Here is a 12,440-nt window from a genome sequence, read left to right as displayed (position 1 = left end):
TCTCCACGGATATTGCGGCGATACGCCACGCTCCGTGGAGGTCTTTTCTCCGGGAAAGTGAATCAGACTTTATGAATCAGTTGCAGAGCAAAATAAATACGCGCGATGCTGCCTTTGGCGAAAACCGCGAGCAGATGCAGGCGCTGGTGGCAGACCTGCGCGAAAAAGTGGAAGCCATCGCCCAGGGCGGCGGCGAGCGCGCACGGGAAAAACACCTGGCGCGAGGAAAATTATTGCCACGGGACCGCATCGATGCGCTGCTCGATCCGGGTAGCCCTTTTATGGAATTTTCCCAGCTGGCCGCTCACGAGGTTTACGGTGAGGATGTTCCGGCCGCGGGCATTATTACTGGCATCGGCACCGTTTCCGGTCAGCCCTGTGTGATAGTGGCCAACGATGCCACGGTAAAAGGTGGAACCTATTATCCCCTCACAGTAAAAAAACACCTGCGCGCGCAGACCATTGCCGAGCAGAACAATCTGCCGTGCATTTACCTGGTGGATTCCGGTGGTGCCAATCTGCCGCGCCAGGACGACGTTTTCCCAGACCGTGAGCACTTCGGTCGCATCTTCTTTAACCAAGCCAATCTCTCTGCACAGAATATTCCGCAGATCGCGGTGGTGATGGGTAGCTGCACCGCCGGTGGAGCCTATGTGCCGGCTATGGCAGACGAATCCATTATGGTGAAAGAGCAGGCCACCATCTTCCTGGCGGGCCCGCCCCTAGTGAAAGCGGCCACCGGTGAAGAAGTTTCCGCCGAGGAACTTGGCGGTGCCGAGGTGCACTGTCGCACTTCCGGGGTTTCCGATCACTACGCCAATAACGACGTACATGCGTTGCAGTTGGCGCGCCGCTCTGTAGCGCGCCTGAACCGTATCAAAAATCCCGGCCTGGATATTCAAAAGCCAGTGGAGCCGATTTATCCACCGGAAGACATTTACGGCGTGGTGCCTAAAGATTCGCGCCAGCCGTTTGATGTGCGCGAGATTATCGCGCGGGTTGTGGACGGCTCCGAGTTCGATGAATTTAAAGCGTTGTACGGCACGACCCTCGTCACCGGTTTTGCTCGTATCCAGGGCTACCCGGTGGGAATTGTTGCCAACAACGGCATTCTGTTTGCGGAGAGTGCACAGAAGGGCGCGCACTTTATTGAGCTGTGTGCGCAGCGCAAGATTCCATTGGTTTTCCTGCAAAATATCACTGGTTTCATGGTGGGCAAACAGTACGAGGCGGGCGGCATCGCCAAACACGGCGCCAAGATGGTGACCGCTGTCGCTACCGCCAAGGTGCCCAAAATTACCATCCTTATCGGCGGCTCTTTCGGCGCCGGTAACTATGGGATGTGTGGCCGCGCCTACGATCCCAACTTCCTGTTTATGTGGCCCAATGCGCGCATCTCGGTTATGGGGGGTGAACAAGCCGCTGGCGTATTGGCCCAGGTGAAGCGCGATCAGATGGCCGCCCGGGGTGAATCCTGGAGCGAAGAGGAAGAGCAGCAGTTTAAGCAGCCGATTGTGGATAACTACGAACACCAGGGGCACCCCTACTACGCCTCCGCGCGCCTGTGGGATGACGGCGTTATCGATCCGGCGGATACCCGCCGCGTGCTCGGTCTGTGCCTGGCGGCGGCGAGCCACAAGGAGCCGGAAGAGACCAGGTTCGGCGTGTTCCGTATGTAAGGAACCATGGTTGCGGCGCCAATGAAATGTTCCGGTGCCGCTTTTGAGAGACGCCCCAATCGAGGAATAACAATGAGCGATAAATTGCTGTGCGAAGTGGATAGCGAGGGCGTGGCCACGGTCACCCTGAACCGGCCGGAAATCCACAACGCTTTTGATGATGAACTGATCCACGAGCTGGCCACCACCTTTGACACCCTGGCGCAAAACCCCGCTGTACGTGTGTTGGTACTGGCTTCCAATGGCAAGAGCTTTTCTGCCGGAGCCGACCTCAACTGGATGAAGCGCATGGCGACTTATTCAGAAGAGGAAAACCGCCGAGACGCCGCTGCGCTTGCCGCCATGCTGTACAAGCTTGATACCTTCCCTGCGCCTACTATCGCGCGGGTACAGGGCGCTGCATTTGGCGGTGCTGTGGGCCTGGTGAGCTGCTGCGATATGGCCGTGGCCTCTGAGCGCGCCAGCTTCTGTTTGTCTGAAGTCAAAATCGGGCTGCTGCCCGCCACCATCAGCCCCTATGTCATCAATGCGATCGGCACCCGCCGCGCGCGCCGTTACTTTGTCACTGCGGAGCGCTTCTCCGCCCAGCGCGCGGAACAGATGGGCTTGGTATCCGAAGTCTGCGCCGAGGGCGATCTGGACCTGCATGTGCAGAAATTAGTGAATGCCATTGCCGATAATGGCCCCAAAGCGGTCGCAATGGCCAAGCAACTGGCCATGTCCATGTCCAATCGGGTTATCAACGATGAATTGCAAGGCCAGACCAGCGCGCTGATCGCTGCCGTGCGTGTATCGCCGGAAGGGCAGGAAGGGTTGAGTGCGTTTTTGGAAAAGCGCGCACCCAGTTGGATGAATGGTGGCGAAGGATAATTTTATGATTCGCAAACTGTTAATAGCTAATCGCGGCGAAATCGCCTGCCGCATTATCAAGACCGCCCGCCGCCTGGGGGTGGCCACCGTTGCTGTCTATTCCGATGCGGATGCCGACGCCCTGCATGTGCAGATGGCGGACGAAGCGGTAAACCTGGGCCCGGCCCCGGCCAGGGATTCCTACCTGGATATCGACAAGGTATTGGGTGCTGCTAAGCAGACTGGTGCCGATGCCATCCATCCGGGTTACGGCTTCCTGTCGGAAAATGCGGTGTTTTGCCGCGCCTGCGATAGCGCCGGCATTATTTTTGTTGGCCCGCCCACCGGCGCGATTGAGGCGATGGGCTCCAAGTCCGCCGCCAAACGTATTATGGAAGAGGCCAATGTGCCCCTGGTGCCTGGTTACCACGGTACCAACCAAAATGAAGAGCTGCTGGAAGGTCACGCCAATCGCATCGGTTACCCGGTATTGCTGAAAGCTGCTGCCGGCGGTGGTGGTAAGGGCATGCGCCGTGTCGACAGTGCCGATGAATTCCACGAAGCTCTGGCCGCTGCCAAGCGTGAGGCCATGAATGCCTTTGGCGACGACATTATGTTGCTAGAGCGCTATGTGGTGAGTCCCCGCCATGTGGAAATCCAGGTGTTCTGTGATCAGCAGGGCAATGGCGTCTACCTGTTTGAACGGGATTGCTCGGTGCAGCGCCGCCATCAAAAAGTAGTGGAAGAGGCCCCCGCACCGGGCATGACTCCGGAGCTGCGCGCCCGCATGGGTGAAGCGGCCCTGCGCGCGGCCCACGCGATTGGTTACGTGGGCGCCGGCACGGTGGAATTCCTGCTGGATGCCAGCGGTGCTTTCTACTTTATGGAAATGAACACCCGCCTGCAGGTGGAGCACCCGGTAACGGAAATGATCACCGGACAAGATTTGGTGGCTTGGCAGCTGGCAGTCGCTGCCGGTGACCCCCTGCCCATGAGCCAGGATGCGCTGCAGATCAACGGCCACGCCATGGAAGTGCGCATCTACGCCGAGGACCCGGACAATGATTTCCTGCCGGCAACCGGCATATTGGTACGTCACCAGCCCCCGGCGGAAGGCGAGGGTGTGCGGGTGGATACCGGTGTGCAGACCGGCGATGAAATCCGCGTGCATTACGACCCGATGATTGCCAAATTGATCTGCCACGGCCGCACCCGCAAAGAAGCCTTGGCCAAATTGGATCGCGCACTGCGTGAATATCAGATTGCCGGTGTGCGCCACAATATCGAATTCCTGCGCCGAGTGATCAATCACCAGGCATTTGCCAGTGGCAGTATCTCCACTCACTTTATTGAGGACTATGAAGCGGAAGTACTGAAACAGGAGCAAGCGCTGACTCCGTTGAAGTGCGCCGCTATTGCCGGATATCTGCAGCAGCGCGAAGAGCGCGACTTGCGCAACAGCGCTCCGCAGCGGGACCCTTTCTCCCCTTGGCACAACGCTGATAACTGGCGCAATGCTCTGGCTGGCAGTCGCACCCAGACGGTGGACTACCGCGGCCAGCATGCTCAAATTCGCTTTGTTGCGGAGGGCGATAGCCTGAGCTGGACTTGCGATGCCTTGCCTGAGGAACAAAACAGCGGTGAGATTCGCCTTCTTCCAGGGCGCGATTTGATGTTGGTGGATGGCCGTCGCATGAGTTTCTCCGCCGTGGATACCCGCGATGGTGGTGCTGTATTTATCGATGGTACCCAGGTGGAATTTAAGTTGCTGCCCCCGGATATCGGTGAGAGCAATGACCAGGCCCACGGCCTCGATGCCCCCATGAACGGCACCATTATTTCCCTACTGGTACAGCCCGGCTCCACGGTGGAAAAAGACCAGCCGCTACTGGTAATGGAAGCCATGAAAATGGAACACACCCTGCGGGCTCCAGCATCCGGCACCGTGCAGCAGTTCTTCTGCGCCGAAGGTGAGCTGGTGGATGGCGGCAGCCTGCTGGTGGATTTCGCTGGGGAGGAGCAATAATGCCTTTGCCCAAGCAAGTCAAAATCGTCGAAGTGGGCCCCCGCGATGGGCTGCAAAATGAAAAGCAGCCTATCTCTGTGGAGACCCGTATCGCTTTGGTAGACAAACTCAGTGCTAGCGGGCTGTCGGTTATTGAAGCCGGCAGCTTTGTCAGCCCCAAGTGGGTGCCGCAAATGGACGCCAGCGAGGAAGTGCTGGCGGGCATTCAGCGCAAAGACGGTGTTATCTACAGTGCGCTCACGCCAAACTTAAAAGGCTATGAGCGTGCAGTGGAAGCCAAAGCGGATGAGGTCGCCGTATTTGGCGCGGCCTCAGAAGCCTTCACCCAGAAAAATATCAATTGCAGCATCGCTGAGAGCCTGGAGCGCTTCCGCCCACTGGTGGAAAAAGCCAAGCAAGACGGCATACCCGTGCGCGGATACGTATCCTGTGTACTCGGCTGCCCCTATGAAGGTGATATTGATCCGGCCAAAGTGGCAGAAGTCAGTGCCGCTCTATTGGAAATGGGTTGCTATGAAATTTCCCTCGGCGACACCATCGGTGTCGGCACCCCGGAAGCCGCCAAGCGTATGCTGGAGCAGGTGATGGCCCGAGTACCTGTGGAAAAACTTGCGGTACATTTTCACGATACCTACGGCCAGGCGTTGGTCAATATCTACGCGGCCTTACAAATGGGTGTCGCAGTAGTAGATTCCGCCGTAGCCGGCCTGGGCGGCTGTCCCTATGCCCGCGGCGCTTCCGGTAATGTTGCCAGTGAGGATGTGCTCTATATGCTCAACGGCATGGGTGTTGAAACTGGCGTGGATTTAAAGTTGCTGGCAGAGGCTGGGAACTTTATTTCTGAGCAGCTGGGGCGGGAGTCTAACTCTCGTGTAGCTAAGGCATTGGTGCCTTTCTGAGAAATTTCTAGGGCGGTTAAAACGCCGCCCTGATACTATAGGCTCAACTATTAGCGAGAATCAGATATCTACCCGATAAATTAGTGGGTAGTTATTTCCGTTACCTGCCCTGCAATCCTTTACTCCAAAACCTACAGTATTAGATTTTGCAAAATATGCAGACAAAAGTGATGAGAATTGCTCTTTTGTGTCATGATTATCTGTTCCATCATTGTGGTCGAATTCTATGACTACATGGTTACTGGAACCTGACGAACACCCTTCCCCCAATTCGTCGCCACTGGCATCTGGTGAGAACCTAATAACTGCATAATATTTATAGGTGGTAATGCCTTCAATAGTCTTGTTAGGCTCAACTGTGCTTGATGCAAAGCTGGTGCTGGATAGTAGAGGTATAAGTAGTCCGGAAAGTAAATTTTTCATTTTCATAATGAAATTAATAGTTCTTAACTTTTTAAGGTGTGATGAAATCATCTGTCAATTTTTGGCCTGGCTATTTTATGTTTAATTAAGATATATTGAAATAGATTTATTATTTTCTCGTTTAATTGAAATTAACTACTTTTTTTCAGGTGGTAGTAATCACTAAACGCTCCCATGCTGAAATAAATAACAAAACACAGGTGTAAATAAGAATTATTTTCTTATTTTTATGGTTTTCTATGTGTTATCGGCTGCTGAATGAGTATTTGACGGTAATTTGTTTCTTATTTGGTGGGTTCTTTGTTGGTTGTTTTGAGCTTATAGCTAGAAATTGCTGTATCTGCTTCTTATTGTCTTTTGAATATTTGTATCAAACTAATACTCCGGTCCGGAAATAAGATTAAAAACTAGCTATTTAGTGATTTTTTCCCGTTTTGGCGCCAACACCCTAAATGGCCTCATCATATCGTAATCCTCATGGGAGAGCAGATGGCAGTGCCATACATAGAGCCCCTCGCGGTCGAAGCGGGCTATTACCCGGGTTACTTGGCCGGGAAGAGCGATCACAGTATCTTTTGGGCCACTTTCTTCTGGCTGTGGTGGAAGGGGTTTTCCCTGTAGGGATTCTATTTCCAGCCGTGCCCCCTGAAATATCTTATCCGTATGCATAAATTTCTGGGGCTTGGCAATAAGTTTTCCTTTAAAAGGCTGGCGATCCAGTACCTGGAATTCCACCAGATGAATATGGATTGGATGAGCCGATACTGTAGGGTTGTATATTTCCCAGATCTCAACGGCGTTGTGTTGGATTATTTCTGTAGTAGGGTCTTCAAAAAATAGGGAACCTTCTTTTACTGGACCTAACATGAGCAGATTGCGGCCGTAGGGATCATCTAACCGGTAGGTGGCAAGTTGTCGTGTACGACTGGCTTGGTTAAGCCTATTAAGTGGGGTGCGCAAGGGAGTATTTAGGGTGAGTTTTAAATCTCCAATGGTACTTTTGATCTTTGATTTCTGCTTATTAGAAGTGGCGTCTGTAGATTTCGGAGCAATATGGAATTGTAGGATCTGGCCTGTAGTATTTGGATCGGTAGCTGGTGTGATGCCACCGCGCCCATCGCTTAATATGCGTTTACCATCCGGGTTGTAGACAAGTGGAACTGAACTCTTTGGATCACTGGCCTCTACAAAGCCTTTAAAAGGGACATCCGGTCCAAAGTTTCGCAGTGTCAGCTTACGCCCTGCATAACCACTGAAATCTACTAGAACATCTGCTCGCTCTGCGGGTGCCAATGTCAGCTCATCCAATTTTACAGGATGATCGAGAAACCCGCCGTCACCGCCGACTTGTACAAAGGGGATATTTTTGTCGATCCTGAGTATCAGTGTGCGGGTATCGGATGCGTTGAGTAACCGCAATCGATAGACGTGTGGAGTGACACTGACTTTGGGCCAGGTCATGCCGTTTACCAGAATAAAATTGCCAAAAAATTCGTCGAGATGGGATGGGTTGGGCCAATTATTCTTAACTACCTCATGGGAAACTGGTGATGGAGGCTGGTCCCTCCAGCCAGGAAAATACAGTTGCCCATCGGAGCTAAAGAAGCTATCTGTAATTGCGGCTACAAAAGTGCGCTCTTGTGCGGGGAGCAGCTTCTCCTGTATCAGACGGTCTTCATTGTCATCGCCAACCAGGTAAAAACCGAATAGACCTGCGTAAACATTAAGGCGCGTCATGCCCAGGGTGTGATCGTGATACCAGATAGTGGCGGCATCCTGGGAGTTGTCGTATTCGTAAATCCTTTTCTCAAATACTGGTCCCGTCTCACGATAATTGCGGGTGTACCAAGCGAGGGGATTGCCGTCACTTTTCCACTCTGTATGCCCGCCGTGAAGGTGGATAACCATAGGTACAGCTTTGGGATCTTTTACATCGGCGAGGTGAATGGATCGATCCACAGGAAAGAGATGTGGGCCGGGAAGTTCATTGGCCCATTGTACAAATACCGGTTGGCCTTCTCGGGCGCGAATAGTAGGGCCGGGAGAGTGGATACGACCTGCATATTCAAAACCCCAGGCTTTAGTCATTATGCGTTTGCCCTCCTTATCTCGTAGGCCCATCCAAACCTGGGTGGGTCGTGCTGGTAGTTTGATAGGAGTTGAGCCCTGATGACGGATTTCTAGCGGGACAGGTAGTTCGTTCTCAAACTTAACCACTGTGTCAGGGTCGAGCAAGGTTATTGGGCTTGCTGGGCTGGTGCTAGCTTTCTCATGGGCAGCAGTTTGAAAACAAAGCAGTGATAGTAATAGGCATAAGTGGGTCAGCCTTAACATGATTAGTTCTCGATGGTTGAGCCAAATAGCATGTTAATGGGGTAAAATTTCTCTGCAGACGTAACTAACCTCTTGGCGTAAATAAATTCTTATTTCTAAGCACGCTGAGTATAGTTGGATCTTCCCGGTATATAGTAAATCTTTTATTCAAGGTTTAATCGATAGTGTCCAGTTATTGTATAAGAGAACAGTATGTCTTCCAGCACTGGGCCTGCGCCAATATTATGAGCAATCAAAAAACGATCTGTATTTTTAGATGGCTTTGGTGAGACGATTCCGATATGAGGGAGATTCCCTGGAAGCATCCAGGTAATAATATCTCCGGGTAGATAGTTACTCGACTTATCAGTAATGGGGATTGACATACCTTTGCGATGAAAGAAGGTCTGAAGGTTTGGTACCCGTCGGTGGTCAATATTCTTATCTGGTCTTAAAAGTCCCCAGATACGCTTTGAAGGGTAGGCTTGAAAATTGCTTGAGATATCTTCATGCACCTCTTTCTGTAGATCAATGCCCAGCTTTCGAAAGGAGCGAATGACCACATCTGTACAGACACCAGTATCGGCTGGCACATCACCATTTGGATAGGGAATAGAGACATAAGATGGGTCGTAGCGTACTGTGTGGTAAGTGCGCTCCAAGGCTGCTTCGGCTAGGGGAATATTTTGTGCATAGCAATTGGATGAAATAATTCCGACAAAGAGAATTAATCTTCTCACTTTAAGTTTCCTTTTTTATTTCAAGTAGGTGGAATTATTTTTCCAAATATGGTGCCAGCCTTAACCCCGGTTGGTCGTGTCAAATCGAACTTTTTTATGAAATAGCGCTGTCTGCAAAGTTCGAGTAAACGACATAACTGAATAGGCCGACAACAAGCCAAAAGAAGATGCTGGAGAAAAATATCTGTCCAAAGCTTGGTTCCTCTTTTTTAAGGGGGAGGAGCTTGCTGATGTGGTATCCGGAAAAGTAGAAAAAAATCTCGAAAATTAATCGGGCTACCACATCAAATAAAAAATGAAAGACAAATCTAATTATGCCTCCAACAACTTCTTCCATATTGCCTGCTAATTATTGGTGAGAGAATATAAGCTTATTGATCTATAGACTTTTTTAGATCTATTAATCGATCTCGATCAATTTGTTTAGGTGATCCCAGACATACCAGTAGGTTGGCACATTACTTCCATCGGGTGCATGCCAATTACTTTCTTGCACCTGTCTCCCGCCCAGCTTCTGGTAGAAGGATTGAGCTTTAAAATTATCCTGATTGACTAAAAGGCACATACCTCTATCAGGAGCCTGCCCATAAGCCCAGCGAGCGCCTTCAACAAAGAGTGTTTTTCCAATTCCCATGGAATGGTAGCCTTTACGCACATGCAAATTGTCCAGGTGCGTCCCCCAATCAGGATGATTGTCTGCGTAGAGGCAGACAAAACCGGCGATATTGCCCTCAATCTCTGCTAACAGTACCTGCTGATTCGGTTTTGGCTGCTCAAAACGATCCTCCCAAAGTCGCATCCTTTCCATTGGAGCCTTATTCTCAAGGTAGTGCCTGGAAAGTACTTTATGGTAATTCTCTTGCCAGCTGGCACTATGTATGCTTGCGATGGTGGGTGCATCCTGCCTAGTCGCTATACGTATTTTCATGGTGTTACCTGATTCCTTGATAAGTAAAAACCGTAAAGGCGATTATTTGATGATATGTTTTAATTGCTCATCTCTGATGATTCTCCTACAGGGGTTTTAAGTGATGATTTCCACATTTGAGGGGAATTCTTGCTTTAGATATTCACGAAAAGAGGTGACTTTGTTGGAGGGGAAGACAAACTCAGGAATCTTCCCTGGAGATAGTTGGTTGTAAGGGAGGGAGAAGTAGCCACGATCTTTGACAGAGTCAATAGCAATTTTTCTTATCGCAGATTTTTTGATGGAGAGATCACCGATAATCATAAACTCTCCATCAAATTTTACATGAGAAATTGGATCATCTATTATTGGTCTCTGAAATTTATCCCGATTAGTGCAAAAGTAGAGCAAAGCGGTGGAAATAAGTAGTAATTTCCAGGCAAATTCTGTTACAGGAAAATTTAAAGTGATTATGTAGGTTGAAAACAAGATGCTCCAGAAAAGTAACCCCTTTAAATAGATATGTTTATTGCTCATTCCTGGTGCTCTGTAATTTATTTTCTGGTGTCTTCCAGACTATTCTGCCAAAATAATTTATCTCAAATTAACACTGTACTTATCCCAGTACCACTTAAAGAACGGAAGTTCAATCAGCAGGAAGCTGATTAGAGAAAAGCCAAACCAATTGGCGGTAAAAAGCAGCATATTAAATTTGAGTCCGGCATCCCCAAAAAGAATACCGGCTATTAATAGTGCAATACTTGTTGCAAAGAGATCATTGATTATCACCTTGTTAAGGTTGGCCCCTGCGTGCCTTGGGTAAATATAGAGATAGGCCGTGCAGATGATAATGGTATTAACGATTAAAAGAATTACCTCGGGCTTCAAAATGAAATCTCTCTGGTTGGTACAACTTTAGGCGTCATTATACGGTAGGGTCACGGCAAAGTACCCTACAGAATAGGAGTATAAGTGGTTAGCCTTAATTTTTATGGTTATAAATTTCTGAAAGAACCGAGAATATTTTTTTGCTTTTTCTTATGTGGAACTTGCGTGCCGCATCTCTTATCACTCGCAGCCCTATCGGATAGAGGCCCTCCTAAGATAGTGGGGCAATGCCTGGTTGTTTATTCTGGTGCTGTTGAAGGAAATAGCACATAGGATCTATCGAACTCATCGAGACTTCGGTCCTTGGTACCATTGTCGCACCAATAACTTCATAATCTGCTAACATCGGCGCAAATCCTGCTGTTAGACCGATTCTTATGAAACTCTTGCGTTGGCTCCTGTTAATTCTTCTGGTTTTATTGGTGATTTCCGCCTTAGCGGCACCGGGCTTTATTGGTCCCAAGGTGGAAGAGATCTGGAAGCAACAACTGAGTAGGTTACAGGGGGGTAATTCCACCAGCTACCAGCGCGGTTGGTTTGGGGCTGAAACCAATACCGAGGTGGCGTTACAGAATGGCACCACTGAATTGCGCACCGAGATTCATCATGGTCCATTGCTGTTGACCTCCAGTGGACCACGCCTGGGGGTTATCTATAGTGAGACCCGTCTCGATCTTGAGCAACTAAATCCAGAGCTCCGAGCACAGCTCGAGGGTGTCTATGGCCGTTTACAGAGCAGCCCACTGGTTTTGGAAACCCTGGTTTTGGCGGATAACCGGGTGCTCAATACCCTGCGCCTGGAACCCTTTAAGAAATCTGATGGTACTGCACAGTGGGAATTTGAAGGGGGAGAGATCGCGGTTTCGACGGACTACAGCGGCGCGGTGTTGGATGGGGTAATCGATCTGGGTAGCCTGACCCAGCTGCGCGACGGGGTAGAGGTATTATTTACTGAACCACTCAAGGGAGAGTTTCAGTTAGAGCCCCGCCGTGGCGGCAAGGCGCAGCTTTATTTGTCACTGTTGCGTGCAGAATCAGACTCAGGCCCGGTGGAGCTGCGAGATATTATTCTGGAACTGGATGTAGAAATGCTCGCGGCGCAGACTCTTAAAGTGGTGAGCGATCTGCAGCTGCCCAGTGTCCAATCTGCCACACCCATCACCTCCGCGCGCCAACAGATGACCTTACCGAAGATTTCTGCCGCTGACCTAGGGCATTACCTGCGCGTGCTGCTGCCGGTGGCGGAGCGCAATTGGGCCAGTGATATGCGTCCACCGCTGCGCCTGCAGCAACAGCTGGCGGTGGAGTCCCGCAATGGCCCGGTTCTGGTCGATGCAGATATTCATTGGCAGGGGATGAAACGCCCACCGCGTCATCGCAACGGCAGTGCCTTAAACCAGTGGTTGAAGCCCCTGGTGGGCACCATGACCCTGAGTGCGGCGGAATCGGCTCTGCTGCAGTCGCCGCTGGTGGGCCAGGCGATGATGTTGCGGGAATACGGTTTGTTGATTGAGCATAATGATGAGCTGCAGATGCACCTGGAGGTCAATCGTGGACGCTTGGAAGTGAATGGCCAGCAGTTGCCACCGGACCTGTTCCTGATGGCACTGACCGGGCAATTTTAATCAGTGGGTTTTGGGGAGAAGTTCTAACTTCTCCCTTTTGTTGTCCCATTTTTTTCAAGACTGTAACTCACCCATCAATAGCAGCGTTAGC

General features: G+C 50.6%; 11 protein-coding genes. 5 read left to right on the top strand and 6 right to left on the bottom strand.

The window, feature by feature from the left end:
* Positions 1-71 precede the first annotated feature (71 nt).
* From ACXAFI_RS17265 to ACXAFI_RS17250, 4 genes are all read left to right on the top strand, one after another.
* On the top strand, positions 72-1,679 hold the full coding sequence (locus ACXAFI_RS17265) for a carboxyl transferase domain-containing protein (RefSeq protein WP_475109748.1): 1,608 nt from the start codon (positions 72-74) through the stop codon (positions 1,677-1,679).
* A gap of 72 nt (positions 1,680-1,751) precedes the next feature.
* On the top strand, positions 1,752-2,549 hold the full coding sequence (locus ACXAFI_RS17260; RefSeq protein ID WP_475109747.1) for an enoyl-CoA hydratase/isomerase family protein: 798 nt from the start codon (positions 1,752-1,754) through the stop codon (positions 2,547-2,549).
* 4 nt (positions 2,550-2,553) lie between these two features.
* Positions 2,554-4,554 (top strand): acetyl/propionyl/methylcrotonyl-CoA carboxylase subunit alpha, encoded by a 2,001-nt coding sequence (locus ACXAFI_RS17255; protein ID WP_475109746.1) that lies wholly within the window; start codon positions 2,554-2,556, stop codon positions 4,552-4,554.
* Positions 4,554-5,453: a hydroxymethylglutaryl-CoA lyase gene (locus tag ACXAFI_RS17250; RefSeq protein ID WP_475109745.1), complete on the top strand. Its 900-nt coding sequence runs from the start codon at positions 4,554-4,556 to the stop codon at positions 5,451-5,453. Before ACXAFI_RS17255 ends, ACXAFI_RS17250 begins: the two co-directional genes overlap by 1 nt.
* Positions 5,454-5,513: 60 nt before the next feature.
* On the opposite strand, the gene ACXAFI_RS17245 is transcribed toward ACXAFI_RS17250, so the two are convergent.
* The 6 genes from ACXAFI_RS17245 to ACXAFI_RS17220 all read right to left on the bottom strand — a co-directional run bounded on the left by ACXAFI_RS17245 (position 5,514) and on the right by ACXAFI_RS17220 (position 10,373).
* Positions 5,514-5,882 (bottom strand): hypothetical protein, encoded by a 369-nt coding sequence (locus tag ACXAFI_RS17245; RefSeq protein ID WP_444920832.1) that lies wholly within the window; start codon positions 5,880-5,882, stop codon positions 5,514-5,516.
* Positions 5,883-6,287: 405 nt separating this feature from the next.
* The gene (locus tag ACXAFI_RS17240; RefSeq protein WP_475109744.1) at positions 6,288-7,964 is read right to left on the bottom strand and encodes a multicopper oxidase family protein; all 1,677 of its coding nucleotides are present in this window, start codon (positions 7,962-7,964) and stop codon (positions 6,288-6,290) included.
* Between the two features lie 389 nt (positions 7,965-8,353).
* Positions 8,354-8,929, bottom strand: coding sequence for a DUF1287 domain-containing protein (locus ACXAFI_RS17235; protein ID WP_475109743.1), 576 nt, complete (start codon positions 8,927-8,929; stop codon positions 8,354-8,356).
* Positions 8,930-9,023: 94 nt separating this feature from the next.
* Positions 9,024-9,266: a hypothetical protein gene (locus ACXAFI_RS17230; protein WP_475109742.1), complete on the bottom strand. Its 243-nt coding sequence runs from the start codon at positions 9,264-9,266 to the stop codon at positions 9,024-9,026.
* Positions 9,267-9,329: 63 nt separating this feature from the next.
* Positions 9,330-9,857, bottom strand: coding sequence for an N-acetyltransferase family protein (locus ACXAFI_RS17225; RefSeq protein ID WP_475109741.1), 528 nt, complete (start codon positions 9,855-9,857; stop codon positions 9,330-9,332).
* Positions 9,858-9,953: 96 nt separating this feature from the next.
* A complete protein-coding gene (locus ACXAFI_RS17220) occupies positions 9,954-10,373 on the bottom strand; it encodes a hypothetical protein (RefSeq protein ID WP_475109740.1) in 420 nt (139 codons plus the stop codon).
* 728 nt (positions 10,374-11,101) lie between these two features.
* Between ACXAFI_RS17220 and ACXAFI_RS17215 the strand changes: the two genes are divergently transcribed.
* The gene (locus tag ACXAFI_RS17215) at positions 11,102-12,349 is read left to right on the top strand and encodes a DUF945 family protein (RefSeq protein ID WP_475109739.1); all 1,248 of its coding nucleotides are present in this window, start codon (positions 11,102-11,104) and stop codon (positions 12,347-12,349) included.
* Positions 12,350-12,440: the final 91 nt, after the last annotated feature.

The organism is Microbulbifer sp. ABH2_005 (assembly GCF_056160005.1).
This window is presented reverse-complemented; position numbering and strand designations above follow the sequence as displayed.